This window comes from Streptomyces sp. MB09-01, from assembly GCF_033794505.1.
Lineage (GTDB): Bacteria > Actinomycetota > Actinomycetes > Streptomycetales > Streptomycetaceae > Streptomyces.
This window is the reverse complement of sequence record NZ_JARAYQ010000154.1, coordinates 1-20686: the sequence shown is the minus strand read 5'-3', so window position 1 is coordinate 20686 and position 20686 is coordinate 1. Positions and strand designations below refer to the sequence as shown.

The following is a 20686-nucleotide window of genomic DNA, read 5'->3' as shown; positions in this document are numbered from 1 at the left end:
CTGCCCGCACCGTCCCCCGAGGCCGGCCCCCGGTAGGCGAGGCCCGCCTTTTCCCTTCCGGAGTACAGCGTGGTGCCAGCCCGACTAGGTTCATGATCAGTCCGCGCCGATATGGGTGCGCGGGCCAGGACCGGTTTCCCGCGCTCTGGGTACAGCCGGACCGCATCCGGGCCTCGGCATCCACAAGGGTGCCGAGGCCCGCACTCCGTTGCCCGCCAGTGGCGTCTGCCAACTCTGGCGTCAGGGAAGGGAGGAGGCGGCGCTGCATTCGAGGCAGGTGACGGCGCGCGGCTGCTTGAGGGCGTCGAGGGTCTGGTCGAGGTCGAGGGGTGTTCCGCCGGGCTGGCATCCGATGACGTGGATCAGGGTCGCTCCGGGGCGGCCGGGCCGGTGGGGCAGTTGCTGCACCGTCCACGCCTGCCGGCCACCGGCGAAGGCAGCGGGCGTGCTGGCCGGCCGGGTCGGCACCCTGTTGTAGTCGCCGCCCTCGAGGGGACGCACATGGCTGGCTCCCAGCCACACGCGGTGCTCGACCGGCGCCGGACGACCCCCGCTCCCTGTTCCCCAGACGGTGACCCCGATCCGGTACTCCCAGCCCGCCGAAGTCCGACGCCGCTCATACAGGGAAGCCCGCAGTTCCTGCCCGTCGGGCATGACCGCGATCACCCGCGCACCGGCTCCCACCATCCTCCTCCTTTCTCCTCATCACCGGATTCTCCAGGCGGACCCACAGGGTCGCGCTCTCAGCCCCGCACTGGACGGGATCGCAGCGCTGCCGGACGAGCCGATCAAGGCACCCATTTCGGCTGACGCACCATGTCGGGGTCCCGGGGCCGCACCAGCGGGGCTCGTTGCAGAGCAGCGGTTCTCGCCCGGCGGCTCCTGTGGGCCGCGATGCCGTGAGGCGCTGGCTGGCTCGCGAACAGGACTGCGGCAAGCTGTCCGATTTTGCGGTCCAGGTCGAGGGTGATGCGGCGGCGTTCCCGGCTGCGGATCGCCGCGACCGTGTGCGTGCTGGTGTCCAGCTCGGTGGCCAGGAAGCTGGTCGGCCAACCGCGTTCGGCCAGGTCCTGCAGGCTAGTGGCGGCCCTGTCCGCATCGGTGAGCCCCGGCAGGAGGCGATCGCGGCGGAAGACGCTGGTCGGGGGGATGCCGAGGATGGCGTCGGCTGTGGCCCGGTGAATGCGGGCCGGCTGCTTGCCAGCCGGGCGGAGCAGGCGCCGTATGAGGGTGACGGCGACGCCCGAGATCTCGGCGATGTCCGCAGCCGATAGGCCCGTCGCCTGCAGCTGGTGGACGCGGGCACTGGCCTCGGCAGAGGAGACCCGGGCGGGCCGACCGGCCTTCAGCTCACTGGTACGCCGGGCACGGTCCCGACGGGCTGCGGCTATGCACTCGGGGCGCGTGCAGCCGTAGTCGGCGCACGAGGGGCTGCCGTGCCGGACCCGCGACCGGATCGGCTTCCTGCGGCCCCGGCCCGCAGGCCCCGGACCGGCCGCCACAGGCACGGGAAGAGGTATCGAATCCATACCCCGCTGATTCTGCCTGCTCACTCGAGACCGGACCGCCACGGCGGGAGCTGAGGATCCGGGGGTTTGGAGAGTGGCGAGCACCCAGCGGAAGCCGCCCGACCTGGTCTCCCGGGTGCGCACCGGAACGTGGCGGGTAGGGGTTGCCGATCGGCTCTGGAAGTGGCCACGGTGTTCAAGCGGTGCGGTGGAGGAGTTCGGGCGCGGCTGCCGTGGCCTGGCGCGGGAGGTGGGTGAGGCCGGCCTTCTCGACGCGGGCCCGGGCCAGGGCGCGGGCTTCCGCGGTTCCCCTGCTCCGATCCCGTTCAGTCTGCTCGCGAAGGCGCTGGGCCTCGGCCTGCCCCTGGGCGAACGCGGTCTCGGGCTCGAGGATCCGGGTACGGATCTGCTCGCGTGCGGCTTGGGCGATCCGGGCGTCCACGGGGCCGCTGCGAAGGTGGGCACGGTGCTGGGCGATGGCCTCCAGGTAGCCCGCGGGCTGCTCGTAGGGCTCAGTCCGGGGCTGAACCGGGGCCGTACTGCGGGGGTGGCCGCGGCCACCGTTGGCGGAGCTTCGTAATCATGTGGCCGTAGCCATCGGTCAGCTGTGGTGGCCGTGGGGTCGTCCGTACCCGCATGGACCGCATCCTTCGTGACCAGTGAGGTCTAGAAGAGTGGGGCTTGATCCAGCGCGAACCGGTAAGCCCGGAAAACCTCCACCTGCATGCTGAACCTCCTCCCAACTACCCGTGGATGAAGAGCCGTAGCCGACTGTAAGGCACCCCACTGACAGTGCGGCTCGAACCCGGATCAGGCGGAGGACCGCAGCGGAGCGGCCTGCGGGAGCATGACCGCTGCCCCGGACCGCTGGGCGCTCGGCTCGGGCCTGGTGGAGCGCCCGCAGGCGTACGGCGTCGGCGTCACGGCGCCGCTGAGCAAGGGCGGCGTCAATCGGTGTCGGCTGGTCGTCACGGGCCGCTTCCGCCTCGGGGAAGGCGCAACGGCTCGCCTCCCGCAGCACCCGGTTTTGCCGCTCGACGGCGTCCGTGATGGCCGGGTCCAGTTCCCGCCGCGTGTGAACCTGCTGGTGGGATTCGAGTGCACGGCGGTAGCCGGCCGCCGCCGCCTCGCGAGTACGCACCGGCCCCTGCGGGACCGGGGTCCTCACCGGGTCCGGGTCGGCGGCCGTGCTGGGCGCGGGCAGGGCACCGGGTGACAGCACGCGGACCGTACGGACCGCGTCGGTGCGCGCGGAACGGTTGGCATCGGCGACGATCCGCGACGCCTCCAGGCGGACCTTCGTCGCCCAGGTCGTAGAGTCCGGGCGCAGCGTCAACTCCCCGCGCTCCGCGTCGTAGCCCACCGCCGCGACGTGGTCGGCGAGGTCGGGGGCGAGGGCCGCCCAGCGCTCGCACAGGCCGGCGCCGGCCGCCGGGATGTCCCAGCCGCGTTCGGCCATGAGCGCCGTGAACGCCTCGCCGAGGCGCATGGGGGCGCGGCCGTCGCGCCGGACCGTCCGGGTCACCCGCGGCTTGCTCTTCGCCGTTCGGGCGCCGGTCTTCTTAGCGGCCTCCCGCGCTACCTGCAGGGCGACGTGGGCCAGGTCCACACCGCTGGGCTGGGGGGTCTGGCTCATCACGCCACCTCCCCGGCGAGCTCCTGGGTGCGGTGGGTGAGGCAGACGCTGCGGGTCGGCAAGGCCCTGCGGGTACAGAGCGTCTCACCGTCGCGGCCGGAGCAGGTCCCCAGCACCGACGGCGCAGAGGGAGCCGCGGGCTCGACGGCGGCCAGGGCGTCGGCCTCCTCGCGGCAGAGCTTGCACAGGCCGGTGTCGACGGCCCGGCCGGTCAGGAAGATCACGCATCCACAGCCGCCGCACGAAGAGCGCTGCGGGCCTGCGGGATCCCGGGGAGCCGGAACCCGCGCCGGGCGCCGCATGGCGGCCTCCAGCTCGCAGTCGGCGCAGTGCCCGGACGGGCCGGGCCGGGTACCGTGCTGGAGGCACAGGCCCTCCTTCAGGCGCTGCTCGCGCTGGCGGGCGGCGTACCGGTCCTGGACGGTCTCGGCGCACAGCTCGCAGGCCGCGCCGGTCCGCCAGATGATCCCGGCCTCGCAGTCCTGGTGGCCGCAGCCCCAGCGGGGCAGGGCCACCCCGAGCAGCCACCGGCCCGGGTCGCGAATGTCGGAGATCATCACCTTGGCCAAGCGGGCCGTGAGCCGGTGGTGGAGACGGTCTGCAACGGTTCCCTCGCGCAGCTGCCTGCCCACCTCGCGGGCGATCTTCCGGACGACGAAGTCGTTGGTCACACGCTCCAGCAGCACGTGGACCGGCTCCAGCACGGAGTAGATCTCCGGGCTCATGGCCAGCTGCGGTCCGGTGTAGGCCGACCGGGACGACCCCCGACCCTTGCTGCTGCGTTTTTCGCCGTTCGGCTTCGAGGAGGGCTGGCTGATCTCACCCGCGCGCAGCGCGACATCACCCTCGCCTTCTGAACGCGCCGCAGCGTCAGCCTGGTTTTCCACACGCTCAGCGCCCTCAACTACCTGTACCTCGCCTACGGCGGGTGAGATGAGTGCACGCTCGTCATCAGGTGAGTCAGTCTTAGGTAGTTCCTTATTCGTGAGGGATCCCTCACCAACCCGCACACCCGATCCCTCACCAACCAACAGACATGCTGTCCCGTCAGGCACACCTTCCACAGGCTGGTCCGCGCGCTCCTGGACCTCCTTCAGCGCCGAGTCCGCGACCGGCTCGCCGCCGCTGACGACGGCCTCGGGGGCGATGTCGTGGGCGATGTAGCGGTGACGGCCCTGCGCGCCCGCACGCCGCTGCACCGTCACCCATCGCGCCGCCTCCACACCGTCGACGACCTCACCGGCCGCCGCCGCCGTGATGGGCTGGCCAGCCTTCTTGCCCGAGCGGTGGCGCAGGTATCCCGCCAGCTCCCCCTCGGTCAGAGCGATGCCCATCTTCTCCGCGAACACGATGACCGCGTACGCGCGCAGCTGCCGGGGCGTGAGGTCCTCCGAAGCCGCCACCGGCAGCCACACGAACTTCTCCGTCCGCGTCATCTGCCGCACCGTCCGCAGCGCGGACTGACCTTTGCCGCCCGGCAGGGTCCGGCGGACCGACCGCAGCTCCACGACCCCGTCCGGCCCCGGACGGGTCAGCTCCTTCATCCCGCGCTCCACCGACGCCATCGACAGCCCCAGGTACGAGGCGATCCTCACCGACCGCGCCTCACACCCCTCCGGTCGAGCCGCCAGCGCCGCCACCTTCACGTACACCGACAGCGCGACGTCCGAGTAGAACGACGACGACACCAGCCGCATCGGGACCCGCACCCGCTGCCGACGCACTGGCACGGCCTCGGCCACGGCAGAAGACATCGACGAGCGCGGGGCGGGGATCATCACAGCGGCCGACGCCGCCACGGCGTTCACTGGCACACCCGAAGGTGCGAGATGTAGATCATCCCGGCAGCCTCGCGCAGGACCCCTGTGGACAAGGGACGAGCAGCGGCTACGCCCCTCGTTCCTCCCGCGGGACGGGCAGAAATCTTGAAACGCGTCCCGCCAGAAGGGATGCGCTTCAACAGAGAGACAACCGCGAACCGGGTTCGCTGATTGTCGCGAGGTCCTGTGAATCCGATCAAGCATAGGCGCGACAACGCCCCAAATGAGGCGAAACGGGCACTGGTCGGCTTTTCAGGAGACACGAGATCGTGCACTATGACGGGGACACCAACCTTCATATAGATCGCCCCGACCGCGGCCAAGCCCCTGCAAAGGGACCCGACCGCAGCCGAGCGCTCTGTACGGATGGAGCCCCGAGCCCGACGGCCTGCCAAAGCCGCCGGAACCCGGGGTGAAGTAGCGGCTCAACAGAGGCCCCCTGCCAAAGGGGCCCCTGGAGAACCGAGGTGGTCGCCTTGCCAAAGGGCGACCGGGGTGTAGCTAGGCCCGCTTGCCAAAGCGGGGTATTGCGAGAAGAGATCCAGCTCGATGAGCTGGAGCCCAGAACCGGTGCCAATTCCGGGGACTGGGCGGCCGACCTGGACGGTGAGTCTGGTCGGCGAGACGGGCCGCGCGGCTGCAGTGGATTGCCGTCCACTCGTGGCGCGCGCGGCCGATGACCTAGGTCATCCCGACCCCCTCGAATCCGAAGGTGGCGTCGGCATGCCCGGGTGCGGCCAGAAGCGCGAGGCTATTCCTCATCCGGCACCTCTTCGACTGCGGCGGCCGGATGCTTTGCGGCCAGCCGCCGGAGGAGATGCGCGTACGCGCGGCGATTCCCGCGGTGGGGCTGGGTCACCCCTGCCTCCCACCGCGCGACCGCGAGACGTTTCACGCCGATGGCCTCCGCGACCTCGGCCTGGGTCAGGCCGGCAGCGAGTCGAAGCTGCTGTCGGACCTGGGGCGTCGGGAGCGTGTCTTCCTCCACCAGGGCGTCAATTCGCCTCAGCGGATCAGACATCGGAACCTCCATCCGTGGGAAACATTCCCCAAAAGATACATGCTCCTGGCGATCTTCGGTACCGCAAACGCGGGTGCCTTGCCCCCGAGCTGCTGACCGCCCCCACCCGACTCCCCCACACGGGAACCTAGCCTGAGTGAGCCTCAGGTGATGCCAGGCAGATGCTTGTTCACCGACCGGGCGGAATCTGCGAGCTCCGGAAGCTCAATCACCGGCACCCCTGCTTCGGCGAGCAGCTCGATGCCGACGCAGTCGTTCACGAACAGACTCGGCTCGCGCCAGGCCACCACAACTCGGCGAAGGCCGGACACCAGGATGAGCTGCGCGCACGGGGTGGGCCGTGACCGCCGCTGAGAGCAGGGCTCCAGCGTGCTGTAAATCGTGGCCCCAGCAAGTCGAGGGTCCCCCTGCGCCAGCTTTGCCAGCGCCGACTCCTCCGCGTGGACGTGCTCGTCGTTCTCCCGGCTGTATCCGAACGACAGCTCGGTCCCGTCGGCTCCGATGATGACCGCGCCTACCGAGTACGCGCCCTCAGAGACCGGGCACAGCTTCGAGAGGTCGATTGCCCGGCGCATCCAGTACAGGTCTCGCTCGTGCGCGGCGGAGGTGCCGTTCATCAGGCGCGTCCCTTCGGGGCGTAGCGGAGAAACACGACGTCGCCGATCGCGCGGGCCTCCAGCAGCTGCATCCGGGCGGTCGATCCGCCCGGGTAGGCCGCGGTGCCCAGGAACTTCGGGGCGTCGGCCTGGCCTACCAGGAGCGGGGCAACGACGAGGTGGAGCTCGTCGGCGAGGTCCTGAGACATGAGCTGGGTGTGGATCGTGCCGCCACCCTCGACCATGAGCCGGCCGATTCCACGGCGGCCGAGCTCGTCGAGGACCAGGCCCCAGTCCAGGTCAGCTCCGACGCTGACGACGTCGGCCAGCTCGCCGAGTGTGACCTTCACCTTGTCGACGGCGGAGTCCACGGTGAATACGAGCTTCTGGCCTCCGTGGTGCCAGAACTTGAGGTCGGCGTCCAGATTGCCGCTCGCGGTGACCGTGACCTTCAGCGGGTACTCCGGCCGCCCCTCGGCAATCCGTTTTGCGCGACGCTCTTCGGAGTTGACCAGGAGACGCGGGTTGTCCTTACGCATCGTCGTCGCGCCGATCAGGATCGCGTCGACAGAGGCGCGTACCTCGTCCACGCGGTCGAAATCGGCGGTGTTGGAGAGAAGTAGCCGATCGGAGTTCGTGTCGTCCAGGTATCCGTCGACGCTGGTGGCGGCGGACAGCAATACGTACGGGCGGGCGGTCATCTGTTCAGGCATCCATTTCTGATTCGTGGAGAAGGGTTCCGTCGAAAGCGCCGCGGAATTCCGCGACCTCCGGCAGGCGCTGCCAAGGCACGAGTGCCCTGTCCAGGCGGGCGAGCTCGTTCACGATCCGGCCGGAGCCGGTGCCCTGCGCCACGGTCAGCGCGTGCATCCCGATCGCGGCGGCCTGCTCAGGTGCCCGGGCGCCGGCGAGGGACACCGCCTGCCGCGCCATGTAGACGCCGCGGTCGCGGTGGTATCCGTCGGGGAGCAGCCGGATGGCGCCGCCGAATGCGTCGGCGGCCTCGTCGTGCTTGCCGAGGGCCTCCAGGCCCTGGGCGCGGTGGACCTCGACGTACGAGGCGTTGAGCCAGACGCCCCAGGGAGAGGGGTCTGCGGCGACGCCATCGAGTGCATTCCGTACGTGGTCGATGGCCCGCTCGCTCTCGGAGGATTCCCCCCGAAGCGCGTGCCCGTATGCCTCGTAGGTGCGGGCCACGGCGGCCAGCCGGCTGCGCGGCCGCGCCATGCGCTGCGCGGCCTCGGCCAGGTCCACGACGTCCACGAGATCGGCCATGTCCCCAGCGAGCTGCGCCTTGCGCGCCATCACGTAGGAAGTGAGGTCGACGTCGCCGACGGTGTGCGACCACTGGAAGGCACGGTCCAGCCAGAACTGGGCTTTCGCGTTGTCTCCGAGGTCCTGGTAGAGCCAGGACAGGAACTCGCCGTACTGCGTCTGGAGCTCCATCAGGTCCTGCCGATCGCTGCCCTTGGCGTCCTGGCGAAGCTGCTTGATGACGTCGATGTACTCGCGCGTGGCCGTGATGGCCTGGCGGGGGCCGAGCAGGTTGTCACTTTCGATCAGCAGCCTGCGAGTGCGCCGCAGGTGCTCTATCGGGGTTGACCCGTACGCGGAGGTGGTCCGCGCATTGCTCACCAGACCCGGGACCACACCCGAGTCCGCCGCTGCGGGGGAGCCTGCACCCAGCGCAGCCACGGCTCCGAGCCCCACCCCGCTCCGCAGGAGAGCACGCCGATCGAGAGCCACCCACACCACCGACCCATCTCGTAAACGACAGGGGACAGAGATCCCCTCCTCGTCCGACGCTGCCTGCTCCGGCAGGGTCAGGGCCAGTGCTGCCGACGACTTGGCCACATGAACGGGGGGATTGGCCACATGGCCACGGTTGTCCCCGATCCGCTCCCACAGGCGGAACAGCATGCCGCCCGCGCCGAGTGCCTCGTCCAGTCGGGCAGCTTGGTCGCGGTCGGGCATCCGCTCGGCCCGCTCGAATCGACCCAGGTGGCTGTGGTCGAGCAGGGCCCGCTTCGCCAGCGTGCGAAGACTGAGCCCCCGGCTCGTACGGAGCTCCCGGAGCTCGTAGCCCCAGTTATGCAGAGGCGACACCCAGGGCGTCAGCTCGTTCGCCTTCTGCGCCATCTCGCCCCCCAATCCCGTGGTCCATGTGGCCAGTTCGCCTGGCCACATGTCAGATCTGGAATTTGCGAATCACCCGCCGCTAGAACCGAAAGGTGCAGGTCGGCCTAGATGCGGGAGGTGTGGTTCAGTGGGTTTCGTTCTTGCCCGTCTTGGCCTCGATCGTGGACAACACGTTGCCCGGGTCCCCGTCGTACACGATGTGCTGTTCGTCGGCGGCCGGTGCGTGGAAGCGCCCTTCGAACCGCCGCAGGTCTTCCTCGCTGAACTCAATGCTGTTGGCGTCGACGAGCGCGTGGGCGTTCCGCTCCCTTATCCGTCCCCAGCGCACTTCGTGGGGTACGGGCAGGTAGATCAGGACGGGCGTGCCGCCAGCCTCCCTCACCGTTGCTGCCCACAGACCACGGTCCTCAGGCGTCCAGAATCCGTGATCCACCACGACGTCGTGGCCGGCCGCCAAGAGTTCCTGGAGCTCGAGAGCGATGTCCTGAAGGACAGGCGCCTCTCGGACGCGAAACTCGCCGCGGGGGAAGTCGCGCCCGTAGTGCCCGTATCGCCTGAACATCTCCTCGTCGGGGCAGAGCCGCCGGTAGCCGGCCTGCTCAAAGGCTCGGGCCAAAGTCGTTTTGCCCGCGCCGGGCATCCCAGCCATGAGGATCCCGCGAGGTGTGGGTCCCAGGCGGCCGGACAGGGCGGCGGTGATGCGGCTGATCTCGAATCGTCCTTCCAGGGGCAAGGTGTCGGCGTGCGCGGCCCGGAGGAGGTCTTCGAGGCGCGCGTCCAGGCAGTTCGCGAGCGTGTCGTCCAGAAGAACCTCATCGTGGATGGTCACCGCAACACCTCCGACGTAGAGCGCCGAGTACGGCCGGGCGCGCCCAGGTCGACGCCGTACTCCAAGACTTGCTCGTCGGCATCCAGGAACCTTGCTGTCAGCACCAGGATCGCCGCGACGGTGCCGGTCTCCAGCTCCAAGAGCTCCAGGTCCTCTGGCGTGGCGATGCGAGCGGTCTCTTCATCCACGCGGTGCGTGACCTGCCGTCCGGTGGCTTCAGCGATCAGGTCCAGCGACAGCCCGCCCTTGAGACGCTCGCTCTTCGCCAGCTCGGGCAGGGCTCGGGCAAATTCTGCCGGGATCCAGGACGTCGAGTGGGCGACGATCCCATGAGCATCCCGGTAGACGCGGCTGCGGCGGATCACGTCGTCACCAGGATCGATACCGAGCGCGTACGCGACGTCCTCGGGCGCTGCCAGTATGCCCGCGGTGTGGCCGGAGGACTTCTCGCCAACGCCCCACGAGGACTGAGTTTTGCTGCTGCGATCATGGCGCTCCGATCCGGAGGCGAGCGGCACGGGGCGGCCCACCACTTCGGTGCCGACCCCCGGGATGCCGTTGACCAGCTTCTCGTCGCGCAGCAGCTTCATGGCTCGGTCGGCTGTTGCGGTGCTGACGTTCCACTGGTCGGCCAGGGCACGGATGCTCGGCAGCAGGTCTCCGGCCGCGAGTTCCTCCGAGTCGATCAGGGCGCGGTAGTGAGCCGCGATGCGCGCGTACGGCGGCCTGTTGTCCGCTCGGGGCTGCCCTGGCATGTCGTCATCGCCTCCTTCGATTTTCGCCTAGGTGCCTCACTATACCGCTTGACACCTGAGGCTACCTGAGGCAACCTCAGGTATGTGCAACGACGGTGATCCCACGGGAGCACCGAGTAAGCAGCACTACCGCAGAACAGCGGGAGTCACCGCCCTTCGGGGCGGGAGGCAGTGGGGTGAGCCGAGCTCCTCCGGCCGAGGCGCCTGTACCGAATAGCTCCACCTGATCCACCTCGAACGGCGCTGCTGCGCTGTCTGTCCGCCAGGACCAACCCGCCGAAAGGCCGGCCTGGCGCGGCAGAGAAGGCAGCACCCGCGCCCGATCCCACATCAGGAGGATTCGATGCCCCGCAAGCGTCCCGGCCGCGTCCGGACCAAGCACACCAACCGCCGTGCGCCGCTGCTGCTCAGCACCATGGCCCCGGAGGACTTCAACGTCCGACCCGGCGAGACCAAGTCGATCGCCTGCCCCGACTGCCGCACCTGGCGCCGAATCATGGGCGACACGGTCCTCAAGATCCGCGAGCACTGCATCTCCGACAAGGTCGCCGAGGGCGAGAAGCACACCCTCTGCCCCGGCACCGACCAGGTCGTCGTCATCGACATCGACGTACAGCGCTGGCAGGCCCGGCAAAACCGCCTGCTGCGCGACGCGATGCCGCAGGACAACCGGCGCGCCGCCCAGCAGTTCTACAAGCCGATCCCGGCCCCGGCCGCTCCGGTCTCCCGGATCACGGCGGAGGTCACGCTGGAGACGGCCCGCCAGTCTTACCTCGCCCACCGCAAGGGCTGCACGCGGTGCGTCAAGGGCCAGCACTGCACGGACGGCGGCATCCTCGCCCGCCGCTACGTCCTCGCCCTCAACCTGGAGCCCGCCCGCCGCGAGGCTTGCGAGGAGCAGGAGCGCCAGGAGCGCCGCACCGTGCGGAAGCAGACGGCGCCGGCCGTCCGTAAGGCGCAGTGGGCCAAGCACGGCGGCGGGGCGGTCGAGACGGCGAACAACCGCTGCGCGGAGCGCATCGCGGGTTCGCTCTCCGAATTCCGCGGCCCCGAGCTCCCGCTGGCACCGCAGGACCCGGCGGCGCACGACCGACGCCAGGCCGAGCTCGGCAAGCAGTACACGCGGAAGGGCTCGGTTACGGCAGCCGCCTGACCCGAACACCGCGACGATCGCCCACGGCCCCGGCCGCCCCGCATCCACCGGGGGCGGCCGGGGCCGTGGTTGCTCGTACAGCAGCCAGGAAACGACGAACCCCCGGGGGCCTAAGCCCGGGGGTTCGTCTCTGCAGTCACCCTCCGGAAAGGGAAGACGCACATGCACAGGATGACATCCACTCAGGCCCGCCGGATGCGGCGCCCGGTACTCCAGGCCGCGATCGACGCCAGCTCCAAGTGTGTCCAGGCCGACCCCGACCTCTTCTTCCGGGCCGACGGCGAGCAGCCGGCAACCTGGCAGGCGCAGCGCGCCGAGGCGATCGCCTTCTGCCACGGCTGCCCCGTCCGCACGGCCTGCGAGGAGCTGGCCCTGCGCGACGGCGACGGCAATGACCGCGTCGACGACCTGGTCCGCGGCGGCCGCTCCGGCTACGAGCTGGCCGCCCTCCGCGAGCTCCAGGCCCAGCGCCTCGCCGCCGCGATCACCGCCGACGAGGCCAGCGACCAGGAGTGGAACAAGCTCACGGACCTCGCCGTGGAGCTGGGCCGCGAGGCCCGCAGGATGCCGACCAGGAGCGGCGGCATGCCGCACCAGGCCGTACTCCTGCGGCAGCAGAACGAGCGGATTGCTGAGCTCGCCGCCAAGCTGGCGGTGGTGCGCACCGCCCGCCGCGCCCGTACCGGTTGGGAGGTCGCGGCATGACCGCCACCCTGACCCCGCGCGCCGGAAAGATCGACGACATCCGCCGCGAGGACGACAACAAGGGTCTCGAGCGGGACGACGACGCGTACCACCAGCTCGGTCAGGCTCTACTGGCCATGGCCGATACGGACGACGCCCGGATCCCCGCCGAGCGCCGTGCCCGGCGAACCCTCACCGAGATGGCGCCCGGCTACATCCGCCCCCCGTTGCTCTCCTTCAACACGCTGTCGTTCAGGGCTGCGGAGGACGCCTGCGTGCTGTGCGGTTGGTGGACCTGCCGCTGCGGCCAGAACGCCGCCGTCCCCGCCCCGTCGCCGAGCGCGACGGGCACGGTCCGGTGAGCGGCTGCGGCCACCCGCCGACCCTGGTCACCGTGAACTCCACCGGTGCGGACGGCCAGCCGTACCAGTCGATCCGGCACGATCCCTGCACCTGCGGGACGCCGCCGCAGCCGCAGCCCGAGAAGGAGTAGGACCGCTTGCACATACCGGCCGCCCGAACCGCCCAGCACCACGCGGTACGGGCCATCGCCGCGCGCGGCCTGACCCACCCCCGCACCCAGGCGCTCCTGGCGGCCGCCGTGCTCACCGCGGTGGCTGCCTGGGACGCCGGCCACCGCGTCACCGACATCCACCCGCCCCTCGCCCGGCGCGGCAAGAGCTGATCACCCGGTGTCGCCTGACGGGCCCGGAAGTCAGATTCTCGACCGCAGCCCTGGCCCGCCGCGTATCGGCCGCCCGCCTCCAGGGATGCCGCCCTTTCACGTGCCTTCGGTCCGGGAGAGTCTCGGGCCCGCCACTCGCCAGGAGAGCCTCATGCAGCGCAGCAGCACCAAGCGCCACACCGCGACGACCCCGACCGGCAACCGGATGCCGGAGTCCCTGTGCACGCACCGGCCGACGTGCCCGACCGCCGACAGCCCCGACCGCGAGGCCGCGCACACCATCGCCGCCCACCCCGAGCAGGGCTGGGCGCTCCTGTGCAACACCGTTCTGGTGTTCGAGGACACCGGTGAGCTGCTGCCCGACGGCCAGATCATCGCCCCGCACCGCCCCCTCGCCGCGGTCTGACGGCTGCCTGATCCGCCCGCACCGACGCCGAACCTCTGGCGGCCGGGACGGGCGGTGACGGGGAGCCGGACAGCCCGGACCACCAGGAACGAGGAGTTGCCGTGCCCGACATCACCCAGAGCACCGCCCCCGCGACCACCTACAAGCGGGGGCAATACGTCCTCTACCGCAACCCGGAGATGTTCTGGACCGGGCAGGAGGGCCACACCTTCGTCTGCCGCGTCGAGCGGATCTGCGTGGGCGGCACCACCTACGACCTGACCCCGCTGCCCTCGGGCCGCCAGATCACCGCCGCGAGCCCCGACTACATGAGGCTGCTGCCGGCCATCGACGCGATGCGCGACATCGACACCGCCCCGCTGAACACCGACACGGTCGACGACATGACGGCGGCCGCCATGGCCTGGCTCACCCAGCAGGCCGCGACGGCCAACCGCCGACCGGAACTGCCCGCCCAGCGCTGACCGCCTGTTCCACGCAGACGGCCCTCCGAGTCCCCGGCATTTGAGCTGCCGGGGCCCCGGAGGGCCTGGTGACGACCTTACCCACCGCCGTAGATCCACGGTGCCCCTTCTCGGAGGCGCCCGGAAGAGAGGACATTCCGTGGCTACCAAGCCCGCTACCCGCCGCCGGCGCCAGCCCGCGGCGAACCCGAAGCCCCGCAACGGGCGCGCCAAGGCACCGGCACCGGCGCCAGCCTCCGTTCCCGCCCAAGGCGCCGCCCCCGAGGAGACGGTGCCGCTGGTCTTCCCGGAGGCCGACCCGGTCCTGACCGACGCCGCCGACCGCGCCGCCGACCTCCGGGACCAGGCCGCCGACGACGTCGCGCGCATCCTCGCCGACGGCCAGGTGCTCGCCACCGAGCTGCTGGACGGCGCGCGCACCGAGGCGGCCTCGATCACCGAGGCCGCCCACGCGGAGCAGGCCCGCCTCCTGGCCGCCGCCGCGACGGACGCCGACCGGGTCCGCACGGAGGCTGCCACCACCGCGGCCGCCGACGCCGACCAGGTCCGCGCCGCCGCCGAAGCCACGGCGGAGCAGCTGCTCGCCGACGCACGCACGGAGGCCGACGCCGTCACGGCGACGGCGGCCGGGGAGGCCGACCAGGTCCTCGCCGGTGCCAACGCGGCTGCCGAGCAGCTGCTCGCCGACGCCCACCGCCAGGCGCAGGAGGTCGCCGCCACGGCGACCGCGCAGGCGGAGCAGGTCCGCACCGAGGCCGCGCAGAGTGCCGCGAAGGCCCTCGCCGACGCGGAGACGGTGCGCACCGAGCTGCTGGCGGCTGCGGAGCGCACCGCGGTGGAGACCCGCACCCGCGCTACCACCGACGCCGAGCAGCTCCTGGCGCAGGCGCGGGGCGAGGCCGAGCGGCTGCGCGAGAGCTCGGGCGCCCAGGCCGCGCAGGTGAAGGCCGGGGCGGAGAAGGCGGCTGCCGAGCTGCGTGAGGACGCTGCACGCGAGCGGGAGGCGTCCCGTGCGGACGCGGCGCGTACACGGACGCTGGCCAAGGAGGACATCGGCCGGCTGCGGGCGACGGCGGCCGAGGACGCCGAGCGTCTGACCCGCACCGCCCGCGAGGAGGCCGACCGCATCCTGGCCGCAGCCCGCACCAAGCGGGACGCGGATCTGAAGGAAGCCGAGCAGGCGCTGGCGCAGGCCCGGCTGCGGGAAGCGGACGCGCAGGTCACGCTGAAGGCCGCCGACGACATGGTGGCCGAGGCTGGCGCGCGCATGGCGCGCGCCACCAACCGCACGGAGCAGGCGTTGGAGCGCAAGCGCCTCAAGCACGAGGCGAAAGGGGAGCGCCGGGACGCGAAGGAGGCCCGCAGGGCGAAGCTCCGGGAGCTGCGGGCCGCGGACCGCGCCGGGAAGCCGGCCGTGTCCGACCGCGTGAAGCAGTTCGTGAAGGTCAACGCGGAGCGGTTGATGGTGATCGGACCGATCACCGCCCCGATGGCCGTCGCGTGGACGGGCCAGGCCGGGTTCGCCGAGGACATCCTCGGCTGGGTCGTCCCGTTCACGATCCTGTTCGCCGCCGCCTGGGAGCTGTCGACGGCGTTCGTGGGCTGGATGTACCACCAGGCCCGCCAGGGAGGCGACGCCGGAACCCTCTACCGCGTCAGCACATGGATCTTCGCCCTCGGGGCGGCGGTCATGAACTTCTGGCACGCCTCCGGTGAGCCGGTGCCCGGCAGCCGGGTCTGGGACGCGAAGGCGGGGATCTGGACGGAGCAGATCACCTACTGGCACTTCACCCCGAAGGCGGTGGCGTTCGCCGCCATGAGCATTGTGGGGATGGTGCTGTGGGAGCTGTACGCCTCGCTGATCCACCGCCGCAAGCTCCGTGAGGACGGCAAGGTCGCCAAGGCCCGCCCGTCGATCGGGGCGGTCCGCTGGTTCCGCTACCCGGTCCACAGCTGGACCGCATGGTCGCTCGCGATCACGGACCCGCGCCTGACCACGCTGGACCGGGCCTGGATCGCAGCCGCCGCCGAGCTCGCGGACCGCAAGGCGGACCGGACCGGTCTGGCCCGGCACCGGGTCGTCGTCCCCCGCCTCGCGGCCGACGACCACGGACCGGCCGCCATCCCCACCGTCCTCACCCTGACCCGCACGGACCGGCCCGGACCGCTGGACAGCCTGGTTCCGGTCCGCCCGGTCCAGCATGGCGGGTACGCGGTCCGGTCCGGTCCGGGCGAACGGAACGCGGTCCACGGTCCGGTCCGGACCGCAGGAGCCACGGACCGGACCGGCGGACCGGCGCTCGCTCTGGAGGCCGGTCCGGCCGGACCGCAGGGCGCTGACCTGCGGACCGGACCCGGTCCGGACCGTGGGTCCCGGACCGTGCCTGCCGCCCAGGGCACATCGGCCGCGCGCGGGGTGACGGTCCGGACCGTCGATGCCGGTCCCGGACCGCAGGAGCCGGACCGCACCGGCCCGGCCCACCAGGAAGCACCGGACGCGGTCGACGGTCCGGACCGGGGCGAGGACAGCGGTCCGGACCTCACGGTCATCACGCTCACGGACCAGGAGCGGACCGCGCTGGACCGGCTCCGGACCGAAGGCGAGTCGCTGAACCGGACCAACATCGCCAAGGCGGTCCGGACCGAGGGCGGCACCATCGCCACGGACCGCGCCGGACAGATCGCCGTCGCCCTCAAGCAGCACACGGTCCGCTGACCGGACCGCCCGCACAACCGTCCTGCCGCACATGGTCGCCCCCGGTCCGCGCTCGCACCCCGAGCGCGGACCGGTGACGGCCACGGCCGGCAGGTCGATCGCCCGCACCCCGCCCGAGCGGGGCGCGGGCTCGCTCGTATGCACCAGCCCCGCGCAACAGCCTCGGGGACGGACTCCCCCTCCCCAACCCCCGAGACCTGGAGGTCTTCTCGCATGAACAGCAACGACCCGAACCACTCCCCTCTCCGCGACGTTGCGCAGAACCCGGAGGCAACCGCCCGATACCTGGCCGACGTTCAGCGGGTCCTGCTGGACATCGGCAAGAACCTGGAGACCCTCGCGCTCGAGACCCGCGTGCACCTGCGCGGCACGAACGTGGAGGGCGACCGCTGGTACCACGCCAGGCTGCGCGCGATGCCGGTGGAAAAGGCCCTCGGGCAGGTTCTCAGGAACCTGAACAACCTCACCGAGGGCCTGGAAAAGAGCGCCTACAAGCGCCGCGCCCACGACGAGACCGTGGTGAATACGGCCAAGGACAGGAAGGAAAAGGAGCTGGAAAAGCAGCGGAAGAAGAACCCGCCGGTCCTCCAGGCCGCCCCCAACCCGCCGCAGCAGGGTGCGCAGAGCGAGAATTCCGGCTATGGTGTCCCCACGTCGATTTACGACCTCGGTAAGAGGGAGTCGGCGTGACGCGCCCCCTCAGCAGCACCGAACGCTCCATTCAAGGGCGGAACGGCTGGCTGCAGGAAGAAGAGCGCAAGGCGATCAACAGTCGCGGAGAGACCGGCCGGATGGAATTCTGGCTCCGAGTCACCCGGACTGAAATCGCCAGGGAAGTCAAAGCCGGTCGCGGTGATGTCCTCACCGCTTTCACACTGGTCTGCCGCCTCTTCAAGCTTGTGCTGGAGAAGCGGCAGGCAGGCGACCCGCGGCTGTTCGACCACCTCATGCAGTACGCGGACACCGTCCTGAAGCAGCACGGCCCGCGTAACTGACCGTCACCCACGAAGGTCCCGCCGGGCTCCGGCGGGGCCTCGCGCGCGTAAAGCGTGCACACGTGCACGTGCACGCGCGTGCACACAAGGCCCCACTGTCTGTCAAGTCCCCAGGAAGGGAGGTGCCCCGTGTCCGACGAGTCCGACGACGCCGGCGGCGGGACCCTGGTCCACGGTCCGTGGAGCGGCGATTCCACCTACACGCTGCCGCCGATCCCGGATTTCATCGACACCATTCCGCCGCCGGAAGAGATTCCGGCCGCTCCCCCGGAGACCCCGGCGGAAACGACGATGGAACTTCCGCCCATTCCGGTAGCCCCGAACCCGGCATTGGCGCTGCGCTCCGAAGGAACTGCCGCACCGGAAACCTGCGGAGACGGCGGTGAATATGAGGCGGGCGAATACGAGCAGAGCCGTTCTCTAGCCGACCGTCTTGGTGACTGGTTGGAATTCCGGCTGGAAATGGCGCGGTCTAATCACGAAAGTGAAGCGCCTTTCCGCGAGGCTGAAATAGCGCGGAAGGCGGCGTTGCTGGAGGGTCGCACCGCGCAGGAAGTCGCGATGATGGAGCAGAACGGAAAGCTCCACGCCGCGATGATGAAAGCGAAGGGCGACAAGGCGGTGGCGCGTGGAAAGGCCGACGCTGACCGCACGAAGTCGTCCAGCTCGGGCCTGGGGGCGGACAAGGGCCGCTCGAAGGCCGGCGGCGGGGGCGGGTCCCCGCGCGGCGGAGGCGGCACGGGTGCGTCCCGCACCAACTCCGGTGCCGGGCCGAACCGGCCCGGGTCCTCTCGCGGCTCCAACTCCGGTGGCCCCGGCGGGCGTTCGGGCTCCGGAGCGACCGGGGGCGGCGGAGGCGGAAAGGGCGGCGTGAAGGGCTCCGAACGGGGCTCTGGCGGCCGTGCAGCCGGTTCCGGGCGCAACGGGTCGTCCGGGGGCTCGAAAGGCTCTCAGGCGGGCTCTGGCAGCTCCGGCCGGGGCGGCGACTCGAAGGGCGAGCGCGGCCCGGCGTCCAGCGCCCGCGCCGAGCGGGCCCGTGGCCGCCAGGACCGAGCCGGTACCCGGCAGGCCGGGCGGCAGGAACGGCGCACCGCCGGTCACGCCGCCGGTGTCGCCGACCGGTCCAAGGACCGCGACCAGGCCCGCGCCCAGAAGCAGCAGGCGTGGGAGGACCGCCGGGCCAAGAAGGCAAAGCGGGCCGAGGCGCGGAAGGCGAAGCGGGAAGCCGCGGCGTCGGCCGACCCGGGCCGCACCACGCTGGGCCAGGCCGTCGGCGAGGAAGCCCAGCGCCGCTGGGACAAGCGCCGCGCCGACGCGAAGGCCGCCGCGGACGCGAAGGACACCAAGGCGGCCGGCACCGAGAAGGTCGACCTGACCAAGGACAAGGACAAGACCAAGGGCGCCGACGGCAAGGACGCAGACACCGGCAAGGACGCCCCCGACGGGGCCTCCAGCGCCGCGAAGGACGGCACGGCGGGTGATGCACCGGGAACCGGCTCAACGGCCGGTGACGGGGCGTCTGGCGGCGCGAAGAAGCGTCGCCGGTTCCGGTTCCGGCGCGCCGCTGGTACGGGCCGGGCCGGACGGCGCGGACGTACCAGCCGTACCGGTCGCACCGGTCGTACGGGACGCGGTCGTACAGGTCGTGCCGGTCGGCGCGGCCGTCCGGCGGACAGTCCGTTCGGCGCGGAGGACTCCACCCCGACGGTGGAGTGGCCCGAGCACGACACCCGCCCGCCCGAGCGCCCCGCGAAGAGCGAGGACGACATCGTCGACGCGGACATCGTCCCCGACACCCCCGCGGCCGTCACGACCGGCGCCCGGGGCCTGCCGCCCGCGCCGGACAAGCACACCGCCCGGCCCGGAACCACCCGGCCGACCAGCACGGAAGGGAGCAGCATGGGCAGCGCGGAGGTCAGCAGGCCGTCCGGTGGAGGTGGCCTCGCCACTCAGCACCGGACGGACATCACGTTCGACGAGTACCTGGTGGAGATGGCGAACATCGCCATCAAGGCCGCCTCCGACCAGGAGCGCGCCGAGGCCCTGATGGAGGCCCTCGGCAAGGTCGCCGAAGCCCTGCGGGAGATGGCCGCCGACCTGGTCGGCGACCACAACATCGACACGGCCGTGACCGACCTGATCGCGTACCTGGCGGACTCCGCGGCCCGCATGAAGTCGCAGGCCGAACGCTGCGCCGAGCAGTGCGGCATCGCCAAGGAGGCCGCCAAGCTCGCGGCCACGATGGTCGCCCGCGTCTACGGCGAGGACATGGCCGCCAAGGAAGACGCCGGCCTCAAGCACGCCTCGGCCGCTGTCCACCACGACTAGAGACCCTGGAGGAGATCCGCTGATGAGCAGCAACCTCGCACCCCGAAGCAGTGGTGCGGCGCCCGCCGTGGCCGACGGCGACAACCGGTACAAGGCCGTGCAGGCCAAGCTGAACAAGCTCGGCAAGGCCATGGACGACGCCACCCTCGAGCTGGAGGGCCTGCAGCGCAGCATGCAGGCCAACGCCGACCACACCGACGACGTCGACCTCGCCATCGAGAACGCCGGCCTGGACCCGAAGTTCATCACCCTCACCTCGAACGTGGCCACCGCCCTGGTCGGCGCGGCCCGGGAGGTCCGCAGGCTGTCCGACACCGCCCAGGAGACCGCCGACCTCACCCACGAGACCCGGCGCACCCACTCCAAGCTCTACGGCGCGCTGGACGACATCCGCTCCAACCGGCCCGAGAAGACGCCCCGCCCCGGCTTCTTCAACCGCTGACCCCCACTCCCCCACCCAACCCCGCCACGGGCGGCCCCGCACACCGCGGGGCCGCCCGTACTCATTCGCCGAAGGAGAAGCCGGTGACCACGCCGCGCAGCGTCGCGCTCGAACGCCTCGCGTACACCCTCGCCGCGCCCGTGCTGGCCGTGGCCCCCAACCTCTACCCCGACAACCCCGTCAACCAGGTCGTGCAGCTCGCCGGCGCCGCCGGGATCGGCGGCTGGATCCTCGCCGCCAAGAGCGACGAGCCCGGCGCCGGACGCAAGATCCTGCGCTGGACCCCGCTGGTCCTGGCCGCCGCCGTCGATGTCGCCGCCAAGAACACCACCGGCTGGGGGCCGTACTGGCTCGACGGACTGCTCGCCGCCGGATGGGCGGCGGCTGGCCTGCTGGTGATGCCGTACTCCCGGCACGCCCGCCGCCGCCACCGTCCCGCCCCGCCGGGGCTACCGGCGCGGGGACTTCGGCGGGCGCCGGCTGCGGGGCCGGGGCGGCGAGGGCGGGAC

General features: G+C 71.3%; 22 protein-coding genes and 1 pseudogene. 12 read left to right on the top strand and 11 right to left on the bottom strand.

The window, feature by feature from the left end; genetic code table 11:
• Window positions 1–240: 240 nt before the first annotated feature.
• From PV721_RS27775 to PV721_RS27725, 11 genes are all read right to left on the bottom strand, one after another.
• A complete protein-coding gene (locus PV721_RS27775) occupies window positions 241–687 on the bottom strand; it encodes a DUF6233 domain-containing protein (RefSeq protein WP_319728716.1) in 447 nt (148 codons plus the stop codon).
• 101 nt (window positions 688–788) lie between these two features.
• On the bottom strand, window positions 789–1529 hold the full coding sequence (locus PV721_RS27770) for a hypothetical protein (protein ID WP_319728715.1): 741 nt from the start codon (window positions 1527–1529) through the stop codon (window positions 789–791).
• A 175-nt stretch (window positions 1530–1704) separates the two neighbouring features.
• Window positions 1705–1950: a hypothetical protein gene (locus tag PV721_RS27765; RefSeq protein WP_319728714.1), complete on the bottom strand. Its 246-nt coding sequence runs from the start codon at window positions 1948–1950 to the stop codon at window positions 1705–1707.
• A 159-nt stretch (window positions 1951–2109) separates the two neighbouring features.
• On the bottom strand, window positions 2110–3144 hold the full coding sequence (locus PV721_RS27760; RefSeq protein ID WP_319728712.1) for a DciA family protein: 1035 nt from the start codon (window positions 3142–3144) through the stop codon (window positions 2110–2112).
• Complete coding sequence (locus PV721_RS27755; protein WP_319728711.1) at window positions 3144–4841, bottom strand: hypothetical protein; 1698 nt, start codon at window positions 4839–4841, stop codon at window positions 3144–3146. The genes PV721_RS27760 and PV721_RS27755 overlap by 1 nt, the downstream gene beginning before the upstream one ends.
• 874 nt (window positions 4842–5715) lie before the next feature.
• Window positions 5716–5985 (bottom strand): helix-turn-helix transcriptional regulator, encoded by a 270-nt coding sequence (locus PV721_RS27750; RefSeq protein ID WP_319728710.1) that lies wholly within the window; start codon window positions 5983–5985, stop codon window positions 5716–5718.
• Window positions 5986–6128: 143 nt separating this feature from the next.
• Complete coding sequence (locus tag PV721_RS27745) at window positions 6129–6602, bottom strand: deaminase (RefSeq protein ID WP_319728709.1); 474 nt, start codon at window positions 6600–6602, stop codon at window positions 6129–6131.
• On the bottom strand, window positions 6602–7294 hold the full coding sequence (locus tag PV721_RS27740) for a RibD family protein (protein WP_319728708.1): 693 nt from the start codon (window positions 7292–7294) through the stop codon (window positions 6602–6604). Before PV721_RS27740 ends, PV721_RS27745 begins: the two co-directional genes overlap by 1 nt.
• Window positions 7287–8720: a helix-turn-helix transcriptional regulator gene (locus PV721_RS27735; protein ID WP_319728706.1), complete on the bottom strand. Its 1434-nt coding sequence runs from the start codon at window positions 8718–8720 to the stop codon at window positions 7287–7289. The genes PV721_RS27740 and PV721_RS27735 overlap by 8 nt, the downstream gene beginning before the upstream one ends.
• A gap of 124 nt (window positions 8721–8844) precedes the next feature.
• Window positions 8845–9549: an AAA family ATPase gene (locus PV721_RS27730; protein ID WP_319728704.1), complete on the bottom strand. Its 705-nt coding sequence runs from the start codon at window positions 9547–9549 to the stop codon at window positions 8845–8847.
• Entirely contained in the window at window positions 9546–10304 is a 759-nt protein-coding gene (locus PV721_RS27725) for a GntR family transcriptional regulator (protein ID WP_319728702.1), read from the bottom strand. Before PV721_RS27725 ends, PV721_RS27730 begins: the two co-directional genes overlap by 4 nt.
• 343 nt (window positions 10305–10647) lie before the next feature.
• Here PV721_RS27725 and PV721_RS27720 point away from each other — a divergent pair, with 343 nt between their 5' ends.
• From PV721_RS27720 to PV721_RS27665, 12 genes and pseudogenes are all read left to right on the top strand, one after another.
• The gene (locus PV721_RS27720; RefSeq protein WP_319728701.1) at window positions 10648–11457 is read left to right on the top strand and encodes a hypothetical protein; all 810 of its coding nucleotides are present in this window, start codon (window positions 10648–10650) and stop codon (window positions 11455–11457) included.
• A gap of 171 nt (window positions 11458–11628) precedes the next feature.
• Complete coding sequence (locus PV721_RS27715; RefSeq protein WP_319728699.1) at window positions 11629–12162, top strand: WhiB family transcriptional regulator; 534 nt, start codon at window positions 11629–11631, stop codon at window positions 12160–12162.
• The gene (locus tag PV721_RS27710) at window positions 12159–12503 is read left to right on the top strand and encodes a hypothetical protein (protein WP_319728697.1); all 345 of its coding nucleotides are present in this window, start codon (window positions 12159–12161) and stop codon (window positions 12501–12503) included. Before PV721_RS27715 ends, PV721_RS27710 begins: the two co-directional genes overlap by 4 nt.
• 137 nt (window positions 12504–12640) lie before the next feature.
• Entirely contained in the window at window positions 12641–12826 is a 186-nt protein-coding gene (locus PV721_RS27705; protein ID WP_319728695.1) for a hypothetical protein, read from the top strand.
• 217 nt (window positions 12827–13043) lie between these two features.
• Window positions 13044–13232 (top strand): DUF5999 family protein, encoded by a 189-nt coding sequence (locus PV721_RS27700; RefSeq protein ID WP_319728718.1) that lies wholly within the window; start codon window positions 13044–13046, stop codon window positions 13230–13232.
• A 101-nt stretch (window positions 13233–13333) separates the two neighbouring features.
• Complete coding sequence (locus PV721_RS27695; RefSeq protein ID WP_319728692.1) at window positions 13334–13696, top strand: hypothetical protein; 363 nt, start codon at window positions 13334–13336, stop codon at window positions 13694–13696.
• A gap of 139 nt (window positions 13697–13835) precedes the next feature.
• Complete coding sequence (locus PV721_RS27690) at window positions 13836–16412, top strand: hypothetical protein (RefSeq protein WP_319728691.1); 2577 nt, start codon at window positions 13836–13838, stop codon at window positions 16410–16412.
• Between the two features lie 213 nt (window positions 16413–16625).
• Window positions 16626–17102: a hypothetical protein gene (locus PV721_RS27685; protein WP_319728690.1), complete on the top strand. Its 477-nt coding sequence runs from the start codon at window positions 16626–16628 to the stop codon at window positions 17100–17102.
• A complete protein-coding gene (locus PV721_RS27680; protein WP_319728689.1) occupies window positions 17099–17407 on the top strand; it encodes a hypothetical protein in 309 nt (102 codons plus the stop codon). Before PV721_RS27685 ends, PV721_RS27680 begins: the two co-directional genes overlap by 4 nt.
• Window positions 17408–17536: 129 nt before the next feature.
• Window positions 17537–19735 carry an ATP/GTP-binding protein gene (locus PV721_RS27675; RefSeq protein WP_319728688.1) on the top strand — a complete coding sequence of 733 codons (2199 nt, stop codon included), beginning with the start codon at window positions 17537–17539 and terminating at the stop codon, window positions 19733–19735.
• A 22-nt stretch (window positions 19736–19757) separates the two neighbouring features.
• On the top strand, window positions 19758–20177 hold the full coding sequence (locus PV721_RS27670) for a conjugal transfer protein TraB (RefSeq protein WP_124291286.1): 420 nt from the start codon (window positions 19758–19760) through the stop codon (window positions 20175–20177).
• Window positions 20178–20260: 83 nt separating this feature from the next.
• A pseudogene (locus tag PV721_RS27665) lies at window positions 20261–20686 on the top strand (chromosome segregation protein ParM); the annotation flags it as partial.